Genomic DNA, 21,955 nt, shown 5'->3' with positions numbered 1-21,955 from the left:
TATGCGCCATCGCCCGCAGGCCTTACCCTGTACGCCGTGGAAGCCAGCGCACTGCCAACCGATGAAGCCTTGATGCTGGCCTGGGCCGGTGGCGACCTGCGCGCCTTCGAAAGCCTGTATGCGCGCCACCGCAAGCGCCTGTTCGGCTTCCTGCTGCGGCAACTGCGCGACAACGCGCTGGCCGAGGAGATCTTCCAGGACGTCTGGCAGCGGGTGATCAGCGCCCGCGCCGGCTGGCAGCCCGAGGCCGCGTTCAGCACCTGGCTGTTCCGCATCGCCCACAACCGCCTGAATGACCATTGGCGTGCCGCCCGTCATCGCCCCGCCGCGCCGGCCGACGCCGATCTGCGCCTGGCCGCGATCGAGGATGGGCAGACCCCGGAAGGCGAGCTATCCGAATTCGAGCAACGTCGCCGCATCCAGCTGGCGATGGAACAACTGCCGCCGGAGCAGCGCGAAGTGCTGCAGCTGCGGCTGGATCAGGAACTGAGCCTGGAGGAGATCGGCCAGATCACCGGCGTAGGCCGGGAAACCGTGAAATCGCGGCTGCGCTATGCGATGGACAAGCTGCGTGCGGGATTGAACGCATGAACCGAGACGAACCACTGACGCCGGAAGAACGCGAGCTGTCCCGGCTGCTCGGCCGTCGCGCCGAACAGGCACCGCCGGCTGCACTGGACACCGCCATTCTGGCCGCGGCCCGTGCCGCCGTGGATGCTCCGCCTGCCGATGCAGTGGCCTCTCCGGAGGCGCCGCGCACGCAGCGCACACGCCCGCGTTGGCCGGCCGTGTTCGGCATCGCCGCCTCGATGGTGTTCGCCATCGGCATCGCCTGGCAGCTGCGTCCGGAGCCGCCGCCGATTCCGGCCGGTGAGGCGGCCGTGGCTGCGGCACCGGCTGCGGCAGAAGACAGCGCGGCTGCCGATCAGGCCGCTGGCAACCGCGCAGCCGACAGCGCGGTGGTGGCAGCGGATCCTGCTACTGCGCCCGCAGCACCCGAGGCGGCCCCCGTTGCCGCCGCCCCGGCACCGGCCATCGCGCGGGCGTCCAAGCCCGTTCCGGCCGAACCCGATGAAGCGTCGGCCCAGGCAGCACGATCGATGGCTGCGGATGCGGCCGCCGATGTCTCCTTTGCGGCCCTCCCGCCCGCACCGGCAGCGGCGCCGCCTGCGCCACCTGCGCCGGCCGCCTACCCGGCACCCACACCGGCACCGGCCCTCGCGCCGGCAGCGTCCGGGGCACTGAAAGCACGCGCGGCCAGCGCACCGGCCGCCAATGCAGCCGAGGTCGAGCGGGCGCAGGCGCTGGATCGGGTGGAGATCACCTCGATGAAGCGTGAGGCTCCCAGCCGTTCCGCACCGGGCATCATGCGCCGCGGCAGCGATGCGCGCCTGAGCGCGGATGCCGTGCAGGCCGAAGTGGACGCCGACGCACGACTGCCGCGCCGGCAGTGGCTGCAGAAAATCCGCACACGACGCGACGACGGCCAGCGCGATCTGGCCCGTGCCAGCCTGGAGCGCTACATGCAGCAGTACCCGGAAGCGCGCCTGCCGCGCGACCTGCGGCCGCTGCTGGACGATTGAAGCGGACGGGAACACCCGGCAACCCCGTAGAATGACGGGAATGCTCGATACCCTCGCCCAGCCGGTCAGCCACACGCTGGAAGTCAAACACAGCCGTTTCATCACCCAGGCCGCGCCCATCGACGGCGCCGCAGCGGCCATGGCGTTCCTGCAGCAGGTCGCGGTGACCGATGCCACCCACAACTGCTGGGCCTACCGGCACGGCCAGGACTATCGTTCCAGCGACGATGGCGAGCCGGCCGGCACGGCTGGACGTCCGATCCTTGCGGCGATCGACGGGCAGGGCTTCGACCGGGTGATGGTGGTGGTGACGCGCTGGTTCGGCGGCATCAAACTCGGCGCCGGTGGCCTGGTACGCGCCTACGGTGGCGCCGCCGCCGAGTGCCTGCGTACCGCCCCGCGCCTGCCGCTGGTGGCGCTGGCCCGGTTGCAGCTGCTGGCTGGCTTTGAGGACCTCGGCACCCTGCACGCCACCCTGCCCGCCTTCAGCGCGGAAAAGCGCGATGAACAGTTCGATGCCAACGGTGTGTGCCTGCGGATCGAACTGCCTGCCGATCAGGTCGACGCATTGAAAATCCGCCTGCGCGACGCCACCCGTGACCGTATCCGCATAGAAGACGACCAGGATGACTGACAAGGACGACGCCCCCGCTTCGACCCCGCCGCTGCGGCGCCTCGGCAGCCTGCGCACGCTGTGGCCATTCGTACGCCGCCACAGCGGGCTGTTCACCGCCTGGCTGCTGGCCCTGGCGGTGTCTTCGGCCGCCACGCTGAGCCTGCCTCCGGCGGTGAAGCAGATGATCGATCATGGTTTCAGCAGCGGCGGCCAGATCAACCGTGCGTTCGCCCTGCTGATGCTGGTGGCGGTAGTGATGGCGTTGGGCACGGCCGCGCGCTTCTACTTCGTGTCGCTGCTTGGCGAGAAAGTCGTGGCCGACCTGCGCAGCCAGCTGTATGCCCACCTGATCCAGCTGGGCGCCGGCTTCCACGACCGCAGCCGCAGCGGAGAGCTGGTTTCGCGCCTGACCGCAGACACCGAACTTCTGCGCAGCGTGGTCGGCTCGACCATGTCGGTGGCTCTGCGCAGCACGGTCACGGTCATCGGCAGTCTGGCGATGCTGTTCGTCACCAGCCCGCGGCTGGCCGCATGGTCGCTGCTTGGCATCCCACTGGCGGTGCTGCCCATCATCATCGGCGCACGCAAGCTGCGCACGGTCGCGCGCAACAGCCAGGACCGCATCGCCGACGCCAACAGCCTGGCCAGTGAGACACTGGGAGCGGTGCGCACGGTACAGGCACATGCGCGCGAAGCCTATGAACGCGGACGCTTTGACAAGGCACTCGGTGATGCCATCGGTGCCGCTCGGCGCCGCATCGGCGCGCAGTCGCTGGTCACCGCCAGCGCCATCCTGCTGGTGTTCGGCGCCATCGTCGGCGTGTTGTGGCTGGGCGCGCACGATGTCATCGACGGCCGCCTCAGCGCCGGCACGCTGGGTCAGTTCGTGCTGTATGCATTGATCGGCGGCGGTTCGGTGGGCGCGCTGGCCGAAGTATGGAATGAGCTGCAGCGCGCCGCCGGCGGCATGGGCCGCATCGGCGAGCTGCTGCAGGAAGACATCGAGATCCGCGCGCCGGCCCAGCCGCACGCGTTGCCGCAACCGCTGCGTGGCGAGATACGATTCGACGACGTGGTGTTCCACTACCCGCAGCGACCAGACCAGGCCGCACTGGACCACTTCAACCTGCATGTGCGCCCCGGCGAGACCGTAGCGCTGGTGGGTCCGTCAGGGGCGGGCAAGAGCACGGTGCTTTCGATGCTGCTGCGCTTCCATGACCCAGCCAGCGGCCGCATCGACGTGGACGGCATCGACGTGCGCCAGGTCGACCCGGCCGAGCTGCGCGCGCAGCTGGCACTGGTGCCGCAGCAGCCGACGCTGTTCGCGGCCAGTGCACGCGACAACATCCGCTATGGCCGCCTGCAGGCCAGCGACGCGGAAGTCGAGGATGCCGCGCGTGCCGCCGAGGCCGATGCTTTCCTGCGCGCGTTGCCGCAGGGCTATGACAGCGAGCTGGGTGAGCGCGGTGCCCGCCTTTCCGGTGGCCAGCAGCAGCGTGTGGCGATTGCCCGCGCGCTGCTGAAGGATGCGCCGATCCTGCTGCTGGATGAAGCCACCAGCGCGCTGGATGCACAGAGCGAACACAGCGTGCAGCAGGCATTGGAACGGTTGATGGCGGGTCGCACCACGCTGGTCATCGCCCACCGCCTGGCCACCGTGCTCAAGGCCGACCGCATCGTGGTGATGGACCAGGGCCGCATCGTCGCCGAGGGCACGCATGCACAGCTGCTGGCCGAAGACGGACTGTACGCTGAACTGGCACGCCTGCAGTTCATCGATTGATGACGTCCGGCTAACATCGGCGCGGCCAAGCTGGCCGCGCAACAGCAGCATCCGCTGAAGGAGGTGCACGATGTCGTTCCGTCAGTTCCCCGCCGTCGACAGCAACGGCGAAAGCCACATCATCATCGAGTTCAAGCCCGAAGCGAGTGGCAGCGGGCACCACTCCGAAGCTACGCCACGCTATGAGCTGGATGACGGGCGCCAGCTGGTGCGCAATGGCCGTGAATTCACCACCAGTGGCGGCGAGTTGAGGTTGACGATCTGAGGCTCGCCGGGCATGGCCCGGCGCTACCGGATTTCATTCCGCCCCGCTCTGGTGGGTGTCAACCTTGGTCGACATGCTTTTTGCCAAAGGCGGTCGAGCATGGCTCGATGCTACAAAAAAGCATGGTCAATTTTTGACCAACCATCTTGACAGCCTTGGCTGCCAAAGGCTGCGCGCGGTTATCCACATGTTTGCTCAGAATCCATCCACACCACCTGTGGATGAATGTGTTCAACCCAGCACCCGTCCGATGCCGCTGGCGTCCACCTCGGCCGCTGCCCGACGGATCGCCGTCGGATCACTGCCGGCCACGAATCCGATACGGAAATGCACCTCGCCCCCGGGCGTGCGTGAGGAATGGATCGAGGCCAGGCTGATGCGGTGCTGCTCGAACACGTTCAACAGTTCACGCAGCGAGCCCGGCCGGTCCTCCGGCAAATGCACCGACAGCGCGTTGCGCTCGGTCAGGTCCGCCAACAGGTAACCCACGCGTTCGAAGGTGTAGTTGCCGTCAGCCAGTTCCTGCTCGCCGAAGGCATTGCGATTGGCCAACAACAGCTGCTCACGGAATGCACTGCGTGCAGTGTCGTCGCCCTGCCCGACCTGGGCCTGCAGGGCCTGCAGCTGGCCGACCAAGCGCTCCAGCATCGGCGCCACGTACGGGTTGCCGAACTGGATGTCCTCGTAGATCGCGGGGTTCAGCGACAGGATGCGCGAGATGATCGCCGTATCCAGTTCGAACGATGCCGACCGGTACGGCATCATCGCGGCCAGGTCGCCCAGCTGCGGCTGGTACTGGCGCAGCACGCCGGCCTGGGCCAGGTGGGTGGCATGCACCATCGCCTGCACCAGCGCCATCATCTGGTCGTGATGCTGCGGCGTGGCGCGCACGCACTCAGCCTGCAACGCCGTGCACAGCGTATCAACCCACGGTTGCCAGTGCCGCAGCCGCGCTTCGCAGACCACCATCACCCGGCCCTTCAGGGTCGGCGCCTTGGGCGGCGCGGTCATCGGGTGCAGGCCGACCACTTCGGCTTGAGAGGCCAACATCGCCTGCACCGGCGCTTCTTTTACCGAGGTCACGTCCAGCCACAGCCGGTCCTGCTCGCGGCCGGCCGACTGCTGCACGTACGCGGCAATCAGAGCCGGCGTATGCCGGATCGGTGCCGAGAACACCAGCACGTCAGCCTGCGCCAGCAGCTGTTCCGGCGTATGCGAGTCCCGATCGGCCGGATCGTGGCCGATCACCTGCAGCTGCATGTGCTGCTGGAAGAAGCGGGTCAGCCAGCGCCCGTAGGCGCCGGCACTGCCGATGATGCCGACCGTGCGCGGCGTGCGTGGGTCCAGGCCGCTCATGCCACGCGTTCGGCGCGGAAGCGCGTTCCTTCGGCCAGCGCCGCCGGCGCTGCAGCAATCACGTCGAACTCTTCGAAGCCGTTGTCGAGGGTCGCCTCCAGCGCCGCATGGGTGCCGGCAATCGCGCGCGAGATCGCTTGCTGCATCGATTCGCCGCGCAGCAGGAACGACACCACCAGCGACATCAGCACATCACCGGTGCCTGCCACGTCCACTGGCAGCAACGGCGAGGTCCAGCGCCAGGTTTCCTCGCGGCCAACGGCCAGGGTTACCAGTTCACCCGGGGTGCCGCCCACGCTGTGCGCGATCACCCAATGCGGGCCGCGATCCAGCAGCGTGCGCGCGGCGGCGATGGCATCGGCCTCGGCCAGCGCTGGCATGCCGGTCAGGCGATTGAGTTCAAAGGCGTTCGGGGTCACCAGCCAGGCATGGGGCAGCAGGCGCTCGGCGAAGATCGCTTCCAGGCCCGGTTCCACGTACGGGCCGGTGTGGGTGTCACCGATCACCGGGTCCAGGCAATAACGCAGTTGCGGGCAGCCCGGCAGGATCGCGTCCAGCCAGTCGGCGAAGGCGGCACCGTTGGCGGTGCTGCCGAAGTAGCCGGACACCAGCATCTTCGCGCGTTGCGGCAGGCCGCGCTCGTGGCTGCCGAGCAGCAGGTCGGCGAACCAGTCGGCCGGCAGCACGCGGCCACGCGTGGTGTCGTAGAACGGCGCGTTGCTGAGCAGCACCGTCGGAATGCTTGCCACACGCACGCCCAGCGCGCGCATCGGCGGGATTGCCGCGCTGTTGCCGGCATGACCGTAGACGAGTTGCGACTGGACCGAGATGACATCGATCGGCGACGGACCGTCGGGCCGCTGGCGGCGGCCGTGGACCAGGTGGTTATCAAGGGATTCGCTCATGGCCGCATTCTACGCCCAAGGGGGTTTTCGGCAGGGCTTGCAGCCCTGCACCTGCCGAAGCTGCAAGCAACGGCAACGGCAACGGCAACGGCAACGGCAAAAGCGAGCTATCCGTGGGGTGGCGGGGCGGTGTCGGAGTGCGGGGACGCCGCAAGTACGTCCGTGTAGGCTTGGCAGCCGCATCCATGCGGCTGACACCCCGCACTCCGACACCGCCCCGCCTTCGACAGGTTCACGCGGCTGTTGGTAACTGCGGCTGTTGGTGGGTGTCGACCTTGGTCGACACATCTGTCAGATATCGTATGAATTCATCCACGCATGGCATGGATCTACCGTGTCGACCAAGGTCGACACCTACCAGTGCCGGACGCTGTTCCAACAGATCGCGGAAAACCGTCGAAGGCGGGGTGGGTCCGGTGGCGGGGGCGTGAGCCGCATGGATGCGGCGACCGAGCTTACATGGACGTACTTGCAGCGGCCCCCGCCACCGGACCCACCCCCCCCCCCCACGGATAGCGCGCTTCGGCTGTTGCCGTTGCCTCTGCGGGTGCAGGGCTGCAAGCCCTGCAAACCAAAACCCCTCAGTGAGCAGCAGGCCGCGACGGCGGCAGCCACGCCGCCACGATGCCCAGCAGCGGCAGGAACGCAGTCAGCTGATAGACGTACTCGATGCTGGTCTTGTCCGCCAGCAGGCCCAGCACGGCGGCACCCAGCCCGCCCATACCGAACGCGAAACCGAAGAACAGGCCGGACACCATGCCGATCCGGTGCGGCATCATTTCCTGCGCATAGACCACGATGGCCGAGAACGCAGAGGACAGCACGAAACCGATCAGCACCGCCAGCACCGTGGTCCAGAACAGATCGGCATGCGGCAGCATCAGTGCGAACGGCGCAACGCCCAGGATCGAGGTCCAGATGATCGGCTTGCGGCCGATGCGGTCACCCAGCGGGCCGCCGAGGAAGCCGCCGGCCGCGGACGCCACCAGGAATGCGAACAGGTGCAGCTGCGCCTGTGCCACCGGAATGCCGAAATGGTGGATCAGGTAAAAGGTGAAGTAGCTGCCGATGCTGGCCATGTAGAAGTACTTGCTGAAGATCAGCACCAGCAGGATCGCCAGCACCTTGGCCACGGTGCGCGGCGGATGGCGCGGCGCCGTCGAGGCGGTGCTGGCCGGGCGCGGGATGCCCAGGTGCAGCGCGTACCAGCGGCCGACATAGGTCAGCAGCGCGATGCCGATCAGGGCGGCGCCGGCAAACCACGATGCGGCATGCTGGCCATACGGCACGATCACCGCCGCTGCAATCAGCGGGCCCAGCGCGGTACCGAAGTTGCCACCGACCTGGAACACCGACTGCGCGAAACCATGGCGACCGCCCGAGGCCAGCCGCGCGATGCGCGAGGCTTCCGGATGGAAGATGGCCGAACCAATGCCGACCATCGCCGCCGCCATCAGCACCACCGCGTAGTTCGGTGCGAAGCCCAGCAGCAGCATGCCGCACAGGGTCGAGGCCATGCCGATCGGCAGCGAGTACGGCGCCGGGCGGCGGTCGGTAGCCATGCCGATCAACGGCTGGAAGATCGAGGCGGTGAGCTGGTAGGTCAGCGTGATCAGGCCGATCTGGGTGAAGCTGAGGTTGAAGCCGCCCTTGATCACTGGATAGATGGCCAGGATCAGCGACTGCATCATGTCGTTGACGACATGCGAGGTGGAGATGGCGGCCAGCACGCCGGGGGCCACCGGGCGTGAGGTGGTTGCGGGAGAAGCCAGGGTCGACATGGATACAGTCAGGTTGGGGGCGAGCCACGCATGCTACGGTGACCTCCCCCTCCCTTCTGCCGCGTTCGGGTCATGGCATATCGCAAAAAGGACATCCCCTGCCAGGTCCGCGAGACTGCGCCGTGGAACGAGGTTCCGGTGCACCGCCCAGTGACCTGCCGCGCCCGCCATTACAAGCCCGGGACCCACATCGCGCCCCACCGGCACCGGCGTCACCAGCTGGTGTTCGCCATGTCCGGACTGATGGTGGTGCGTGCAGACGGCGGCCGCTGGGTAGTGCCTTCAACCCGCGCGATCTGGGTCCCGGCCGGCACGGCCCATGCGGTGGACTGCATCGCCGAAGTACACATGCGCAGCCTGTACGTGGAGCCGGACTTCGCGCCGCAGCTGCCGGACGAACCGTTCGCGGTACAGGTGGCGCCGCTGCTGCGCGAGCTGCTGCTGGCCGCCAGCCTGATCGAGACCGCGCATGTGGACGACAGCCGCGACGGCCGCGTGGTGCGCCTGCTGCTGGACGAGCTGCACCGCATGGACGTGCTGCCGCTGCACCTGCCCTCGCCCACCGACCCGCGCCTGCAGCGGATCTGCCAGCACATCCAGAAGCATCCCGGCGACGACGCCACGCTGCAGGATTGGGCGCAGGCCCTGCAGGTGGACGTGAAAACCATCCAGCGCCATTTCGCCAGCGAACTGGGCATGACCTTCGGGCAGTGGCGACAACAGGCGCGGCTGCTGGCCGCACTGGAACGGCTGGCCGTCGGCGACAAGGTCATCGATGTCGCGCTGGCGATGGGTTACGACAGCCCAAGCGCGTTCACCAGCATGTTCAAGCGGCAGCTGGGGCAGACACCTGCGGCGTTTTTCCGCTGACCGCATACGAAAACGCCGGGCATGGCCCGGCGCTACCGTTCAATGCTTGCGTTGAGAACTCAGGACGTCATGCGGTCCCAGAAGCCCTTCACGCCATCGATGAAGGTGGCCGACTTCGGCGAATGCTTGCGCGCTTCCTCACCAACGAAGGTGGCTTCGAACTGCTCCAGCAGCTTGCGCTGCTCGTTGGTGAGGTTGACCGGGGTCTCCACCACCACACGGCAGTACAGGTCACCCTCGCTGCGGCTGCGCACCGAACGTACGCCCTTGCCACGCAGGCGGAACAGCTTGCCGGTCTGGGTCTCGGCCGGGATGCGGATCTCCGCCTCGCCGCCGAGCGTGGCCACGCGCACGGTGTCACCCAGTGCCGCCTGCGAGATGCGGATCGGCACTTCGCAGTGCAGGTCGTCGCCATCGCGCTGGAAGATCGCATGCTCGCGCACGCGCACTTCCACGTACAGGTCACCCGGCGGCGTACCGGCCGGACCGGCTTCGCCCTCGCCCTGCAGGCGGATGCGGTCGCCGGTATCGACGCCGGCCGGCACCTTCACCGACAGCACCTTGTCTTCCTCGACGCGGCCGTTGCCGTGGCAGGTCTTGCAGGGCTTGGCGATGATCTGGCCACGGCCGCCGCAGTTGTGGCAGGCCTGCTGCATGGCGAAGATGCCGCGCTGGATGCGCACCTGGCCACGGCCGTGGCACACGTTGCAGGTCTCGACCTTGCCGTCCTCGGAGCCACTGCCATCGCAGTCGCTGCACTCGGCCAGGGTCGGAATCTCGATGCGGCGCTCGACGCCGCGCACGGCTTCTTCCAGGTCCAGCTCCATCACGTAGCCGATGTCGGCGCCGCGACGGGCCTGGCGCGGACCACCGCCGCCACCAAAGATGTTGCCGAAGATATCGCCGAAGATATCGTTCATGTCCGGGCCGCCCGGACCACCGCCGCCCATGCCGTGCTCGAACGCGGCGTGGCCGTGGCTGTCGTACATGCGGCGCTTGTTGCCGTCGGACAGTACTTCGTAGGCTTCCTTGCACTCCTTGAAGGAGGCTTCGGCCGCCGCATCACCCGGGTTGCGGTCCGGGTGGAACTTCATCGCGCAGCGACGGTAGGCCTTCTTCAGCTCGTCGTCGGTGGCGGTGCGGGCAACGCCCAGCACTTCGTAGTAATCGCGCTTGCTCATATCGTGAATCGGGTTCCGGAACGTCGGGATTCGTCAAAGCGGAAGAGCGGAACCAGGTCCGCTCTTGCGTCGGGCGCCCCGACACGCCGGTGGGCGGTCAGGACCCTGATGCGACAACGGGACGCTGGTGGCCAGCGTCCCGCGTCGGTCCGGATCAGGACTTCTTGTCGTCCTTGACTTCGGTGAACTCAGCGTCGACCACGTCGTCCTGCGCCTTGCCGGCATTGCCGGCGTCGGCACCCGGGGCACCGCCCTGGTCGGCCGAAGCAGCGGCGAACAGCGACTGGCCAGCTTCTTCCAGTGCCTTCGACTTGGCTTCGATCTGTGCCTTGTCGTCGCCCTTCATCGCGGTTTCCAGGTCAGCCAGCGCTGCCTCGACCTTGCCGATGACATCGCCGCCGACCTTGCTGCCGTGCTCGGTGATCGCGCTGCGGGTGCCGTGGATCAGGGCGTCGGCCTGGTTGCGGGCCTGCACCAGTTCCTGGAACTTCTTGTCTTCTTCGCGGTTGGCTTCCGCGTCGGCGACCATGCGCGCGATCTCCTCCTCGGACAGGCCCGAACCGGCCTTGATCTCGACCTTCTGTTCCTTGTTGGTCTTCTTGTCCTTGGCCGACACATGCAGGATGCCGTTGGCGTCGATGTCGAAGGACACTTCCACCTGCGGCAGACCGCGCGGGGCCGGCTCGATGCCGGACAGGTCGAACTTGGCCAGCGACTTGTTGAAGCGGGCCTGTTCGCGCTCACCCTGCAGCACGTGCACGGTCACGGCCGACTGGTTGTCCTCGGCGGTGGAGAACACCTGCGAAGCCTTGGTCGGGATGGTGGTGTTCTTCTCGATGATCTTGGTGAACACGCCGCCCATGGTCTCGATGCCCAGCGACAGCGGGGTCACGTCCAGCAGCAGCACGTCCTTGACGTCGCCGCCCAGCACGCCGCCCTGGATCGCCGCACCCAGTGCCACGGCCTCGTCCGGGTTGACGTCCTTGCGCGGTTCCTTGCCGAAGAACTCGGTCACCGCCTGCTGCACCTTCGGCATGCGGGTCTGGCCGCCGACCAGGATCACTTCGCTGATGTCGCTCGAACGCAGGCCGGCATCGTTCAGGGCGACGCGGCACGGCTCGATCGACTTCCTGATCAGGTCGTCCACCAGCGCTTCCAGCTTGGCGCGGGTCAGCTTGATGTTCAGGTGCTTCGGACCCGACGCGTCAGCGGTGACGTACGGCAGGTTCACTTCGGTCTGCTGGGCGCTGGACAGCTCGATCTTAGCGCGCTCGGCAGCGTCCTTCAGGCGCTGCAGGGCCAGCGGATCCTTGCGCAGGTCGATGCCCTGGTCCTTGTTGAACTCTTCAACCAGGTACTCGATGACGCGGTTGTCGAAGTCTTCGCCGCCCAGGAAGGTGTCGCCGTTGGTGGCCAGCACTTCGAACTGCTTTTCACCGTCGACGTTGGCGATCTCGATCACCGAGACGTCGAAGGTGCCGCCGCCCAGGTCGTACACCACGATCTTGCGATCCTTGTTGTCGCCCTTGTCCAGGCCATAGGCCAGCGCGGCCGCGGTCGGCTCGTTGATGATGCGCTTGACGTCCAGGCCGGCGATGCGGCCGGCGTCCTTGGTCGCCTGGCGCTGGCTGTCGTTGAAGTAGGCCGGCACGGTGATGACCGCTTCGGTGACCTTCTCACCGAGGAAGTCCTCGGCGGTCTTCTTCATCTTTTCCAGCACCTTGGCCGAGATTTCCTGCGGCGCCATCTTCTTGCCGTCGCTGGTGGCCACCCAGGCGTCGCCATTGTCATGGGCCAGGATGCTGTACGGGACGTGGGCGATGTCCTTCTGCACCTCGCCATCGGTGAACTTGCGGCCGATCAGGCGCTTCACCGCGTAGAAGGTGTTCTTCGGGTTGGTCACGGCCTGGCGCTTGGCCGAGGCACCGACCAGGACTTCGCCGTCCTTGGTGTAGGCGACGATCGACGGAGTGGTGCGATCGCCTTCCGAATTCTCGATGACGCGGGCCTTGCCGCCGTCCATGATCGCCACGCACGAGTTGGTGGTGCCGAGGTCGATACCAATGATCTTGCCCATGGGGGAGACTCCTGAGGATGCTAGTTGGGGTCAGTCCGGCCGTTCGGCCGGTGGATGAATACGATGTGGGGGAGGCTCGTGGAACATTCAAGCCATCCTCCGAACGCTGTGTTTCCGGTCATCCGGCGCGTTCAGCGTCGGGTCGGGTGGCGGTGGCTGTCCGCCGCCCGGCCCCGCGGGATCACTCGGCGGCCACCACCACCAGCGCCGGCCGCAGCAGGCGCTCGTTGAGCAGGTAGCCCTTCTGGAACACGGTCACCACGCTGCCCGGGGCGGCGCCCGGGGTCGGGGCCTGGCTGATCGCCTGGTGGTGTTCCGGGTTGAACGGCTGGCCGATCGGGTCCAGCAGGACCAGGCCGTTGTCGGCAGCGACCTTGAGCAGCTGCTTGTAGGTCAGCTCCAGGCCTTCGCGCAGCGGGTGCGGGTCGTCGCCGGCGGCCTTCAGGCCGGCGTCCAGGCTGTCGAACACGGGGAGCAGATCGCCCAGCAGCTTCTCGTTGGCGAACTTGCGGGCCTGTTCGATGTCACGGGCAACGCGCTTGCGCTGGTTCTCCAGGTCGGCGCGCTCACGCAGGGCATCGGCCTTGACCTGTTCGATTTCGGCGCGCAGGCGCTCGACTTCGTCGTTGACGCCGGCGGTGGCGGCCGCATCGGCGGCACTCTGCTGGGATTCGATATCTGGCTGTTCGTGGTTCATGTCTGGGTCCCTGGCGGTCAAACTCCGCCTCCAACCACCCTAGTGTGGGCGGGATGCTGCGTTTCAAGCGTCGGATGTTCCCGGCGTGCGCGAGGCCGGTGAAAAGGCCGCGCCGAGCACATCGGCCGTGGCCTGGACCAGCGGGATCACGCGGTCGTAGGCCATCCGCTTGGGACCGATCACGCCCAGCACGCCCAGCACCTGGCCGTTGGCGGTGTAAGGGGCGGTGACCAGCGAGACGCCCTGCAGCGGCATCATCCCGGTCTCCTCGCCGATGAAGATGCGCACGCCCGGCGCCTGGATGGTCCGCTCCAGCAGCTGCAGGATCTCGCGCTTGCTGGAGAACAGCTCGAACAGTTCGCGCAGGCGCTCCAGGTCAGACAGGTCCTGCACCCCCATCAGCCGGGTCTGGCCGGCCACCAGCATGTCGTCGGCCGGCGGCTGCAGGGCCTGTTCGGCCAGTTCGATGCTGTGCGCCAGCAGCTGTTCCAGTTCGGACCGGGCATCGCGCAGTTCCAGCAGCAGGCGGGTGCGGATCTCGGCCAGCGGCAGGCCGGCGAAATGCGCATTGAGGTAGTTGGCGACCTGCTCCAGCTGCCCCGGCGCAAACTCCTGGCGGGTCTCAATGACCCGGTTCTGTACCTCGTTGTCGGCGAACACCAGGATCGCCAGCACCCGCCGTCCGTCCAGCGCCACGAAATCGATCTGGCGGAAGGCGAACTGCTCCCGCCGCGGGGCGCTGACCACGCCGACGAAGTGGCTCATCGCCGACAACAGTTCCGAAGCGCTGCCGAGCAGGGCCTGGGTGCTGCCACCGCCGGCCAGCTCCTGGCGCAGCCGGGCCAGCTCGCCCTCGCCCGGCGGCTGCATCTGCAGCAGGCTGTCGACGAATACCCGGTAGCCGTGCGCGGTCGGTACCCGCCCGGCCGAGGTATGCGGCGAGGCCAGCAGGCCCAGGTCCTCCAGGTCGCCGAGGATGTTGCGGATGGTGGCCGGGCTGACCTCCAGCCCGGCCACGCGTGCCAGCGTCTGCGAGCCCACCGGCTCACCGTCCTGGATATAACGCGCGATCAGCGTGCGCAGCAGATGGCGCGCACGCGGGGCAAGCTGGTCGGGAGAACCGTGCATGGAATCAACCTGTGAGACACGGACACTAGATAATGGCGGCGCATCACCTTGGCAAGTCATTGGACCTCCCGCGCCCGCGTGCTAGCGTTGCGCGGCTGCTGATACCCCCTTACCCATGCTCAGACATCTTTCGATCAAGGATTTCGCCGTCGTCCGCGCTACCGAACTGGAGTTCGGGCCAGGCATGACCGTGGTTTCAGGCGAGACCGGCGCCGGCAAGTCGCTGATGGTCGACGCGCTGGGCTTCCTGTCCGGCCTGCGCGCCGACAGCGGCGTGGTCCGCCATGGCGCCGCCCGCGCCGAGCTTTCCGCCGAATTCGCGCTGGAGCAGCTGCAGGCCGCCCGCCAGTGGCTGGCCGACAACGAGCTGGACGACGAGGACCAATGCCAGCTGCGCCGCGTGATCCGCGCCGACGGCGGTTCCCGGGCCTGGATCAACGGCCGCCCGGTGACCCTGGCCCAGCTGGGCGACCTGGCCTCGTTGCTGGTGGAGATCCACGGCCAGCACGAACAGCAGGCCCTGCTGACGCGCCCGTCGCAGCTGGCGCTGCTGGATGCCTATGCCGGCAACGAGAACGAACGCCGCCAGGTACGGCGCGCCGCCGCGGCCTGGCAGGCACTGGTCGATGAATCGCTGGCGCTGTCGCAACAGGGCGACGTCAGTGACCGGATCGGCTTCCTCGAGCACCAGCTGCGCGAACTGGACCGGGAAGACCTTGAGCCGGAATCGATCGCGGCACTCGGCGCCAGCCACCGTCGCCAGGCCCACGCCAGCGCCCTGCTGAGTGCCTGCCAGGCGGCCAGCAACCAGCTCAACGGTGACGACGGCAGCTCCGCGCTGGACCTGTTGCAGCAGGTGCGCCACGAGCTGTCGCGCCTGATCGAACACGACCCACGGCTGGGCGAGGTGGACGGCCTGATCGAGAATGCCTCGATCCAGCTGCACGAAGCCCTGTCGCTGCTTGACCGCGTGCACGACGATCTGGATGCCGACCCGGAACAGTTCGAGGAGAACGAGCGCCGCCTCGGCCGCCTGCACGACCTGGCCCGCAAGCACCGCGTGCCGATGGACGAGCTGGGCGCGCAACGCGAGCGCATGCATGCCGAAGTGGAGCAACTGCGCGGCGCCGACGAGCGCCTGCAGCGCCTGGCCGGCGAGATCGACAAGGCCGCCGCCGCCTGGCGCGTGCAGGCTGAAGTGCTGACCGCCAGCCGCCGCAGCGCCGCCGCCGAACTGTCGGCCACCACCACCGGCATCATCGCCGAGCTGGGCATGGGCGGCGGCCAGTTCCTGATCGAGCTGGAACCCCAGGACGCCGGCAAGCCCGACCCACAGGGCGCCGAACGCGTGGAGTTCCTGGTCGCCGCCAACGCCGGCCAGCCGCCGCGCGCCCTGCGCAAGGTGGCCTCGGGCGGTGAACTGTCACGCATCTCGCTGGCCATTGAAGTGGCCGCGCTGGACCTGGATGCGGTGCCCACCATGGTGTTTGACGAGGTCGACTCCGGCATCGGCGGCGCGGTGGCCGACATCGTCGGCCAGAAGCTGCGCGCACTGGGCGAGAAGCGCCAGGTGCTGTGCGTGACCCATCTGCCGCAGGTCGCCTCCAAAGGCCATGCCCATTACCGGGTCAGCAAGGCGCCGGTGGAAGGCATGACCCAGAGCGCCGTGGAAAAGCTGGACAGCAAGGCGCGCGAAGAAGAGCTGGCGCGCATGCTGGGTGGCGTGGAAGTGAGCAAGGAAGCGCGCGCCGCCGCACGCAAGCTGCTGCAGGTGTAACGCCGCCCGAGCCGGGCATAGGCCCGGCTTCCGCGCGGTAGTGCCGGCCGCTGGCCGGCAACCCAACACGGGTGGGCGAAGATCGTGAGGTTGCCGGCCAGCGGCCGGCCCTACCCCCGTGGCTGCGTCAGATCGACCTGTTCCACCAGGAAATCGAGGAACGCGCGCACCCGCAGCGGCAGGTAACCGCCCTGCCCCAGGAACACGGCGTGCACTTCTTCCAGGTCACCCGGATTGGCCTCTTCCAGCACCGGCAGCAGGCGCCCGGCGGCGACGTCGTCCTGCACCTGGAACGCGGCCAGGCGGGCCATGCCCAGACCACCCAGCACCAGCTGGCGCAGTGCATCGCCGTTGCTCGCACGGGCGTTGCCGCTGGGCAGCACCATCCGCTCTCGCCCCTCCTGCAGCAGCGGCCAGCCCTGCATCGCACGCGCGTGGCCGATGTCCAGCCGGTTGTGCGACTGCAGTTCGTCGGCGTTGCGCGGCATCCCGTGCCGCTGCAGGTACGCCGGCGCGGCCACGATCATCATCCGCGTCGCGCCCAGCCGTCGCGCCACCAGGCTGGAGCTCTTCAGCGGACCAGCCCTTACCGCAACGTCGGTGCGCTGCTCCAGAAGGTCGATCACTTCATCATTGAGGGTCAGGTCCACCCCCACCTGCGGGTTGCGCGCCAGGAACGCCGGCAGCAGCGGCAACAGGAAATGCTGGCCGAACGGCACGTTGGAGTTGACCCGCAGGCGTCCACGCGGTTCGGCATGGGCACTGGCGCAGCGCTCTGCTTCTTCCAGATCGGCCAGCACCCGCAGGCCCCGCTCGTAGAACGCGCAGCCTTCCGGGGTCAGCTGCAGCTGGCGGGTGGATCGCTGCAGCAGTCGCGTGCCCAGCCGCTGCTCCAATCGTGCCACGAGCTTGCTCACCGCAGACGGCGTCATGTCGAGCGTGCGCGCGGCGGCGGAGAAGCCGCCGGTCTCGATGACCCGCACGAACACTTCCAGCTCGCCGGATCGGTTGATGTCGGGTCGCGCCATGACGATGAATCCAGTTCACAGATGATTATCCATGCGCAGTCTAGTTCACAGATGGCCGGAGAATCACCATGGCGATTCCTCCTTCCCGGGATTGCCCGATGAACCGCTTGAGCCAGTTCACCGCCGCCGCATTGATTGCCCTGTCCGGCGCTGCCAGCGCGGCCACGGCCCCGCACTGGGTCGCCAGCTGGCAGGCCAGCCCGCAACCGGTCTGGGGCGCGGATTTCCTCTTCCCAACCCTGGTTCCGGCCGCGCTGCATGACAAGACTTTCCGCCAGACCGCGCGCATCAGCCTGGGCGGGGCGCGGCTGCGGGTGCGGCTGAGCAATGCCTACGGTACCCAGCCGTTGCGGATCGGAGCGGCCAGCATCTCCGCACGCATGGGCGGCGCGCCTCACCCGCTCAGCTTCGACGGCCAGCCCAGCGTGGTGATCGGCCCCGGCCAGGAACGGCTGAGCGATCCGCTGGCGCTTGCCACGGATGACCGGCAGGCGCTGCAGGTCAGTGTCTTCGTGCCGGGGCCGGCGGCGGTCCAGACGTTCCATTGGGACGGTCGCCAGACCAACTGGATCGCCGCTGGCGACCAGAGCCGGGCCCAAGCGCTGCGCGCTGCCAGCAGCACCACCGCGCGCCTGCTCCTGGCCGGTATCGAGGTCGAGGCCAACGCCAGCGCGCGCAGCGTGGTGGTGATCGGCGACTCGATCACCGATGGCGCCACGGCCAGCCTCGACCAGGACCAGCGCTGGACCGACCATCTGGCCGCGCGCCTCGCCCCGCGCGGGGTGGCGGTGGTCAATGCGGGCATTTCCGGCAATCGGCTGCTGAGCGACGGCATGGGTGAGTCCGCCCTGGCCCGTTTCCAGCGCGATGCACTGGATCAACCCGGCGTGGCGAGCGTCATCGTGCTGATCGGCATCAACGACATCAGCTGGCCCGGCACGGCGTTCGCCCGGGGCCAGGCCAGGCCAACGCTGGCCGAACTGCAGGCGGGCTATCGCACCCTGGCAGAACAGGCCCGCAGGCGTGGTGTGCGGATAATCGGCGCCACCCTGCCACCGTTCGCTGGTGCCCTGCCCGGCACGCCGCTGGACGACTACTACCACCCGGACAAGGACGCCCTGCGGCGGCAACTCAATGCCTGGCTGCGTACGGACAGCCCGTTCGACGCGGTGATCGACCTGGACGCGGCGCTGCGCGACCCGGCCGAGCCGTTACGGATGGCCGCCGCCTACGACTCCGGCGATCACCTGCATCCGGGTGATGCAGGGAACCGGGCGATGGCCGAGGCGGTGGACCTGGACCTCCTGATGGGATCATCCAGGCGTGGCGGGAATCTACCGTAAGCAACGAAAAACCCCGGGCAGGCCCGGGGTTTCGTCGCATCCAGCGGGCCTGAACGGCCTACTTCCGCTTCTTGCGCACGTACAGCACCAGCGAGTGCTCTTCCAGCTCGTAGCCATGGTCGGCTGCGATCTTGCGCTGCAGCTCCTCGATCTCATGGCTCTCGAACTCGATGATCTTGCCGCTGTCCACGTCGACCATGTGGTCGTGGTGGCCACCACGGTCCAGTTCGTAAACGGCCTGGCCGCCCTCGAAATTGTGCTTGAGCACGAGGCCGGCAGCCTCGAACTGGGTCAGCACCCGGTAGACGGTCGCCAGGCCGATCTCGTCGCCATGCTCGAGCAGCTGGCGGTAGATGTCCTCGGCGGTCATGTGATGCTGGTGGTGCTGGGCATTGCGCTGCTCGAGCAGCGCCAGGATCCGCATCCGCGGATGGGTCACCTTCAGGCCGACTTTACGCAGGTCGTGGGTTTCCATAGGTCTCCGTTCATTGGCGATTTAGCGCCAGCTGCCTCGGATTGGGTCGCGGTGGCACGCCGGGAGTGTATCATCGGTTTGATTTCCCCAACCGCCAGTCCCGATGCGCAATCTCCTGTTGGTCGCCGCCGTCGCCCTGTCCACCACCGGGTGCGGCATCATCTACAAGCAACCCATCTATCAGGGCAACCTGATCCGGGAAGATGCCGTGGCCAAGCTGCAGGTCGGGCAGAGCAAGCAGCAGGTCACCGCGCTGCTGGGCACCCCGTCCATTCCCGACCCGTTCCACGCCCAGCGCTGGGACTACACGTCCAGCCAGCGCGTGAACCGCCTGGGCCGTACCGAAGTGAAGAACTTCGTGGTGTTCTTCGAGAATGACACCGTGACCCGCTGGGAGGGCGATTACTTCCCGGGCAACGACAAGGCCCTGGCCCAGCAGACCGTGCGCCAGTTCGGCCGCAACCTGCCCAAGGACAAGAAGAAGAAGGGCCGTTAAGCGCCCAGCCCCGTCCGCAGGGACGGGTTGCCGGGATCAACCGCCGAGCGCGCGACGCCGGCGGTTGTCCTTGGGATCGGCCAGCAGCGGGCGCAACAGCTCGACGCGGTCGCCATCCAGCAGCACCTGCTGCGGACGCGCCAGGACGCCGTGCACGGCAGCGGCCGGACAATCGGCACTGCCTTCCAGCGCCGCAGCGGCAATGGCGTCGGCCACGGTGGCACCCTCCTCCAGTTTCAGTCGGCGCGACAGCACCTGCTGCGGCCAAGCCAGTACCACTTCGACCTCGATCACCGCTCAGTCCTCGTCGGCGACGCGGACGAAATCGTTGACCATCCGATCGGCCAGGCCCTGGAAGCCGATCGCCAGCGCCGGACCGAGCAGGCGCGAGCTGGGCTCGAACTCCAGGGTGAGGGTGACCTTGCAGGCGTCCTCGGCCAGCGCATGGAATTCCCAGCGGCCGTGCAGCTGCTTGAACGGTCCATCGCGCAGCTGCATATCGATGCTGTGTGGGCGCTGCAGCGTGTTTTCGGTCTGGAACCAGGTGCTGAACGAACCCAGGCCCAGGTCCAGGCGTGCCACCAGGCGGTCCTCGCCCTGCTCCAGGATCTGGGCGGCCGAACACCAGCGGAAACGGCGCGGATAGGCCTGGACATCGTTGACCAGGTCGAACATGCGCGCAGCCGAATGTTCGACCAGGGCGCTGCGGCGGATAGTAGGCATGAATACAGGACGTTTCGGCAATCGACCGGGCGGGCCCGAATCGGAGACAATACGGAAATGAGCAAGAACAGCGGCAAGGATAAAGCAAAGAGCGCGACGGCCAACAAAACCATCGCGTTGAACAAGCGTGCCCGCCACGAATACCACATCGAAGAGCGCTTCGAGGCCGGCCTCGCCCTGCAGGGCTGGGAGGTCAAGTCGATCCGCGCAGGCCGCGGCAACATCATCGACGCCTACGCCTATGTGAAGCGCGGCGAGATCTACCTGATCGGCGCACAGATCACCCCGTTGATCCAGGCCTCCACCCACGTGGTGGCCAATGACCGGCGCGAGCGCAAGCTGCTGCTGCACCGGAACGAGATCGACAAGCTGATCGGCAAGGTCGAGCGCGACGGCTACACGATCGTGCCTACCGCGATGTACTGGAGCAAGAACAAGATCAAGCTTGAGATCGCACTGGCCAAGGGCAAGCAGAACCACGACAAGCGCGATGCCGCCAAGGACCGCGACTGGGCGATCGAGAAACAACGCGTGATGCGTCGCGGCAACCGCGACGCGTAAGGCGGCTGCGCAGCACCCTGTAGAGCCGAGCCATGCTCGGCTGCTTTGGCTTTCTGTAGAGCCGAGCCACGCTCGGCTGCTTTGGCTTTCTGTAGAGCCGAGCTGTGTTCGACTGCCGTGAAGCAGCCGAGCATAGGCTCGGCTCTACAACACGATGCGGCTCAGCTGGCCAGAACGCCCTGCCTGCGCATCCTCGGCGCCAGCGCCGCATGCATCACCGCCAGGTGCATCACCACCGAAAGTTCCGGAGCGTGGCGATCATCACCGGCGCGCCACTGCTGCGCCAGCCGCGCGGCGTCGACGGGCAGCAGGGCCAGCAACTGGGCGTCGTCCAGCGCATCGGCGGAAGCCTGCAACTGTCGCGCAACTTGCCGCGACTGCCACACATGCACGCCAATGCTGAGGCTGGCCAGCGACATCAAGGTCAGGGCCAGGCCATGTTCGAACCACTGTGACAGTACATCCGGGCCCCACAGCAGCGCGGCGAGCACCGCCAGCGCCGGCAGCCGCCAGCCCAGCCAATGCAAGCGCCCACGCTGCGGCCAGTGCACCACCACCGCACTGGAGACCAGCGCGGCTGCCGCCGTCGCCGGCAGCTCGGTCGGCCAGGTGGCCGCCAGCAGCACCGCCAGCACCGCCCAGACCCAGCCGGGCGGCAACGCGCGCCGCTGGTAGTCGGCCCCGACGGGTCCAACCAGCTGTCGCAGGCTGCGTTGTTGGCTTGCCTCGGTCACCCACAGTCTCCCTGTCTGTCCTGGCTTGGATGGTCGTCGCCAGTGTGTCGCAAATTCGTGCCCATGACGTTACCAATCCGCTATGACGGAGGCTCTACAACTTGTTGTGGATTGCCACGGTGACTGTTCAGCTGTTTTGGCGTAGCATTGGCAGCGTTGGGCAGGCCCCGCTCGTGGCAACACGGCATTGGCCCTGTACATTGCAGCACTGTAGAAACCGGGGGTGCATTGGTTTCGACGGGGGTTGTGAAGTCGCCTGGCGCATGCCGAGGGGGTAGCTTTCCTCGTAAATCCAGCTGCAAAACTCTAGTTGCCAACGACGACAACTACGCTCTGGCCGCTTAAGGCCTAAGCCTCGAAACCGCTTGTGTCCATGCTCGCGGTGTAGAGTCACTATCATGGAATCGCGCTGGGCGGCTGCCTGTCAGCCCGGCACTAGAACACAACAGGCTGGTTCCCGGATGCGCTTTGCGCACCGTGCTGTTCGGGGGCGAGATCCAACGGTGAGCTAAGCATGTAGTGCTGGGGATGGAGTGCCTTCGGACGGCGGTTCAATTCCGCCCACCTCCACCAACG

The 21,955-nt window shown here is 67.4% G+C and carries 22 protein-coding genes and 1 other RNA gene; 11 read left to right on the top strand and 12 right to left on the bottom strand.

All coding sequences use genetic code 11. The annotated features are described in order from the left end of the window. Positions 1–72 precede the first annotated feature (72 nt). From ROV95_RS18045 to ROV95_RS18025, 5 genes are all read left to right on the top strand, one after another. Positions 73–591 (top strand): RNA polymerase sigma factor, encoded by a 519-nt coding sequence (locus ROV95_RS18045; RefSeq protein ID WP_229301621.1) that lies wholly within the window; start codon positions 73–75, stop codon positions 589–591. Further along, positions 588–1,583 (top strand): hypothetical protein, encoded by a 996-nt coding sequence (locus ROV95_RS18040; RefSeq protein ID WP_111104008.1) that lies wholly within the window; start codon positions 588–590, stop codon positions 1,581–1,583. Before ROV95_RS18045 ends, ROV95_RS18040 begins: the two co-directional genes overlap by 4 nt. Positions 1,584–1,623: 40 nt before the next feature. Beyond that, the gene (locus tag ROV95_RS18035) at positions 1,624–2,217 is read left to right on the top strand and encodes a YigZ family protein (protein ID WP_058981751.1); all 594 of its coding nucleotides are present in this window, start codon (positions 1,624–1,626) and stop codon (positions 2,215–2,217) included. Beyond that, positions 2,210–3,982: an ABC transporter transmembrane domain-containing protein gene (locus ROV95_RS18030; protein ID WP_053442854.1), complete on the top strand. Its 1,773-nt coding sequence runs from the start codon at positions 2,210–2,212 to the stop codon at positions 3,980–3,982. Before ROV95_RS18035 ends, ROV95_RS18030 begins: the two co-directional genes overlap by 8 nt. A 70-nt stretch (positions 3,983–4,052) precedes the next feature. Beyond that, complete coding sequence (locus ROV95_RS18025; protein WP_019661251.1) at positions 4,053–4,247, top strand: hypothetical protein; 195 nt, start codon at positions 4,053–4,055, stop codon at positions 4,245–4,247. A 231-nt stretch (positions 4,248–4,478) separates the two neighbouring features. Here ROV95_RS18025 and ROV95_RS18020 read toward each other — a convergent pair whose 3' ends face one another. The 3 genes from ROV95_RS18020 to ROV95_RS18010 all read right to left on the bottom strand — a co-directional run bounded on the left by ROV95_RS18020 (position 4,479) and on the right by ROV95_RS18010 (position 8,289). Further along, on the bottom strand, positions 4,479–5,603 hold the full coding sequence (locus ROV95_RS18020; protein ID WP_312545618.1) for a prephenate dehydrogenase: 1,125 nt from the start codon (positions 5,601–5,603) through the stop codon (positions 4,479–4,481). Then, positions 5,600–6,508, bottom strand: coding sequence for a pyridoxal kinase (gene pdxY, locus ROV95_RS18015; RefSeq protein WP_019661249.1), 909 nt, complete (start codon positions 6,506–6,508; stop codon positions 5,600–5,602). The genes ROV95_RS18020 and pdxY overlap by 4 nt, the downstream gene beginning before the upstream one ends. Before the next feature lie 581 nt (positions 6,509–7,089). After that, on the bottom strand, positions 7,090–8,289 hold the full coding sequence (locus tag ROV95_RS18010) for an MFS transporter (protein WP_058981748.1): 1,200 nt from the start codon (positions 8,287–8,289) through the stop codon (positions 7,090–7,092). Positions 8,290–8,361: 72 nt separating this feature from the next. On the opposite strand from ROV95_RS18010, the gene ROV95_RS18005 reads away from it, so the two are divergent. Further along, positions 8,362–9,159, top strand: coding sequence for a helix-turn-helix transcriptional regulator (locus ROV95_RS18005; protein ID WP_312545615.1), 798 nt, complete (start codon positions 8,362–8,364; stop codon positions 9,157–9,159). Positions 9,160–9,218: 59 nt separating this feature from the next. On the opposite strand, the gene dnaJ is transcribed toward ROV95_RS18005, so the two are convergent. The 4 genes from dnaJ to hrcA all read right to left on the bottom strand — a co-directional run bounded on the left by dnaJ (position 9,219) and on the right by hrcA (position 14,242). Continuing rightward, positions 9,219–10,340, bottom strand: a complete 1,122-nt coding sequence (gene dnaJ, locus ROV95_RS18000; RefSeq protein WP_111104896.1) for a molecular chaperone DnaJ — start codon at positions 10,338–10,340, stop codon at positions 9,219–9,221. Positions 10,341–10,494: 154 nt separating this feature from the next. Further along, on the bottom strand, positions 10,495–12,417 hold the full coding sequence (gene dnaK / locus ROV95_RS17995) for a molecular chaperone DnaK (protein ID WP_021202053.1): 1,923 nt from the start codon (positions 12,415–12,417) through the stop codon (positions 10,495–10,497). 181 nt (positions 12,418–12,598) lie between these two features. Further along, the gene (grpE, locus tag ROV95_RS17990; protein ID WP_019661244.1) at positions 12,599–13,114 is read right to left on the bottom strand and encodes a nucleotide exchange factor GrpE; all 516 of its coding nucleotides are present in this window, start codon (positions 13,112–13,114) and stop codon (positions 12,599–12,601) included. A 63-nt stretch (positions 13,115–13,177) separates the two neighbouring features. Next, positions 13,178–14,242: a heat-inducible transcriptional repressor HrcA gene (hrcA, locus tag ROV95_RS17985; protein WP_019661243.1), complete on the bottom strand. Its 1,065-nt coding sequence runs from the start codon at positions 14,240–14,242 to the stop codon at positions 13,178–13,180. 115 nt (positions 14,243–14,357) lie between these two features. Between hrcA and recN the strand changes: the two genes are divergently transcribed. Further along, a complete protein-coding gene (recN, locus tag ROV95_RS17980; protein ID WP_171952123.1) occupies positions 14,358–16,019 on the top strand; it encodes a DNA repair protein RecN in 1,662 nt (553 codons plus the stop codon). 110 nt (positions 16,020–16,129) lie between these two features. Here recN and ROV95_RS17975 read toward each other — a convergent pair whose 3' ends face one another. After that, positions 16,130–17,047 (bottom strand): LysR family transcriptional regulator, encoded by a 918-nt coding sequence (locus ROV95_RS17975; RefSeq protein WP_019661241.1) that lies wholly within the window; start codon positions 17,045–17,047, stop codon positions 16,130–16,132. 98 nt (positions 17,048–17,145) lie between these two features. Between ROV95_RS17975 and ROV95_RS17970 the strand changes: the two genes are divergently transcribed. Further along, positions 17,146–18,390, top strand: a complete 1,245-nt coding sequence (locus tag ROV95_RS17970) for an SGNH/GDSL hydrolase family protein (protein WP_312545610.1) — start codon at positions 17,146–17,148, stop codon at positions 18,388–18,390. 58 nt (positions 18,391–18,448) lie between these two features. Here the strand turns inward: ROV95_RS17970 and fur are convergent, their stop codons facing one another. Further along, a complete protein-coding gene (gene fur, locus ROV95_RS17965) occupies positions 18,449–18,865 on the bottom strand; it encodes a ferric iron uptake transcriptional regulator (RefSeq protein ID WP_014646807.1) in 417 nt (138 codons plus the stop codon). Between the two features lie 103 nt (positions 18,866–18,968). On the opposite strand from fur, the gene bamE reads away from it, so the two are divergent. Further along, complete coding sequence (bamE, locus tag ROV95_RS17960; RefSeq protein WP_005409234.1) at positions 18,969–19,361, top strand: outer membrane protein assembly factor BamE; 393 nt, start codon at positions 18,969–18,971, stop codon at positions 19,359–19,361. A 36-nt stretch (positions 19,362–19,397) separates the two neighbouring features. On the opposite strand, the gene ROV95_RS17955 is transcribed toward bamE, so the two are convergent. Beyond that, positions 19,398–19,655 carry an RnfH family protein gene (locus ROV95_RS17955; RefSeq protein ID WP_019661240.1) on the bottom strand — a complete coding sequence of 86 codons (258 nt, stop codon included), beginning with the start codon at positions 19,653–19,655 and terminating at the stop codon, positions 19,398–19,400. A gap of 3 nt (positions 19,656–19,658) precedes the next feature. Next, positions 19,659–20,084: a type II toxin-antitoxin system RatA family toxin gene (locus ROV95_RS17950; RefSeq protein WP_312545608.1), complete on the bottom strand. Its 426-nt coding sequence runs from the start codon at positions 20,082–20,084 to the stop codon at positions 19,659–19,661. Between the two features lie 57 nt (positions 20,085–20,141). On the opposite strand from ROV95_RS17950, the gene smpB reads away from it, so the two are divergent. Next, entirely contained in the window at positions 20,142–20,645 is a 504-nt protein-coding gene (gene smpB, locus ROV95_RS17945) for an SsrA-binding protein SmpB (protein WP_111099305.1), read from the top strand. A gap of 161 nt (positions 20,646–20,806) precedes the next feature. Here smpB and ROV95_RS17940 read toward each other — a convergent pair whose 3' ends face one another. After that, a complete protein-coding gene (locus ROV95_RS17940) occupies positions 20,807–21,379 on the bottom strand; it encodes a hypothetical protein (protein WP_019661237.1) in 573 nt (190 codons plus the stop codon). A 219-nt stretch (positions 21,380–21,598) separates the two neighbouring features. Between ROV95_RS17940 and ssrA the strand changes: the two genes are divergently transcribed. Continuing rightward, positions 21,599–21,952: a transfer-messenger RNA gene (gene ssrA / locus ROV95_RS17935) on the top strand. Positions 21,953–21,955 lie beyond the last annotated feature (3 nt).

Source organism: Stenotrophomonas maltophilia group sp. msm1 (assembly GCF_032025805.1).
GTDB classification, from domain to species: domain Bacteria; phylum Pseudomonadota; class Gammaproteobacteria; order Xanthomonadales; family Xanthomonadaceae; genus Stenotrophomonas; species Stenotrophomonas hibiscicola.
Note: the sequence above shows the minus strand (reverse complement) of the source record. Positions and strands in the feature narration are given on the sequence as shown.

Excerpts from the sequence above, each read along its gene's own strand:
- ROV95_RS18025 (WP_019661251.1), top strand. The coding sequence starts at position 4,053 with ATGTCGTTCCGTCAGTTCCCCGCCGTCGACAGCAACGGCGAAAGCCAC.
- ROV95_RS18035 (WP_058981751.1), top strand. The coding sequence starts at position 1,624 with ATGCTCGATACCCTCGCCCAGCCGGTCAGCCACACGCTGGAAGTCAAA.
- smpB (WP_111099305.1), top strand. The coding sequence starts at position 20,142 with ATGAGCAAGAACAGCGGCAAGGATAAAGCAAAGAGCGCGACGGCCAAC.
- ROV95_RS18030 (WP_053442854.1), top strand. The coding sequence starts at position 2,210 with ATGACTGACAAGGACGACGCCCCCGCTTCGACCCCGCCGCTGCGGCGC.
- recN (WP_171952123.1), top strand. The coding sequence starts at position 14,358 with ATGCTCAGACATCTTTCGATCAAGGATTTCGCCGTCGTCCGCGCTACC.
- ROV95_RS18045 (WP_229301621.1), top strand. The coding sequence starts at position 73 with ATGCTGGCCTGGGCCGGTGGCGACCTGCGCGCCTTCGAAAGCCTGTAT.
- ROV95_RS18010 (WP_058981748.1), bottom strand. The coding sequence starts at position 8,289 with ATGTCGACCCTGGCTTCTCCCGCAACCACCTCACGCCCGGTGGCCCCC.
- dnaJ (WP_111104896.1), bottom strand. The coding sequence starts at position 10,340 with ATGAGCAAGCGCGATTACTACGAAGTGCTGGGCGTTGCCCGCACCGCC.
- ROV95_RS17975 (WP_019661241.1), bottom strand. The coding sequence starts at position 17,047 with ATGGCGCGACCCGACATCAACCGATCCGGCGAGCTGGAAGTGTTCGTG.
- hrcA (WP_019661243.1), bottom strand. The coding sequence starts at position 14,242 with ATGCACGGTTCTCCCGACCAGCTTGCCCCGCGTGCGCGCCATCTGCTG.
- pdxY (WP_019661249.1), bottom strand. The coding sequence starts at position 6,508 with ATGAGCGAATCCCTTGATAACCACCTGGTCCACGGCCGCCGCCAGCGG.
- ROV95_RS17950 (WP_312545608.1), bottom strand. The coding sequence starts at position 20,084 with ATGCCTACTATCCGCCGCAGCGCCCTGGTCGAACATTCGGCTGCGCGC.
- ROV95_RS18040 (WP_111104008.1), top strand. The coding sequence starts at position 588 with ATGAACCGAGACGAACCACTGACGCCGGAAGAACGCGAGCTGTCCCGG.
- grpE (WP_019661244.1), bottom strand. The coding sequence starts at position 13,114 with ATGAACCACGAACAGCCAGATATCGAATCCCAGCAGAGTGCCGCCGAT.
- bamE (WP_005409234.1), top strand. The coding sequence starts at position 18,969 with ATGCGCAATCTCCTGTTGGTCGCCGCCGTCGCCCTGTCCACCACCGGG.
- dnaK (WP_021202053.1), bottom strand. The coding sequence starts at position 12,417 with ATGGGCAAGATCATTGGTATCGACCTCGGCACCACCAACTCGTGCGTG.
- ROV95_RS18020 (WP_312545618.1), bottom strand. The coding sequence starts at position 5,603 with ATGAGCGGCCTGGACCCACGCACGCCGCGCACGGTCGGCATCATCGGC.
- ROV95_RS17970 (WP_312545610.1), top strand. The coding sequence starts at position 17,146 with ATGAACCGCTTGAGCCAGTTCACCGCCGCCGCATTGATTGCCCTGTCC.
- ROV95_RS18005 (WP_312545615.1), top strand. The coding sequence starts at position 8,362 with ATGGCATATCGCAAAAAGGACATCCCCTGCCAGGTCCGCGAGACTGCG.
- fur (WP_014646807.1), bottom strand. The coding sequence starts at position 18,865 with ATGGAAACCCACGACCTGCGTAAAGTCGGCCTGAAGGTGACCCATCCG.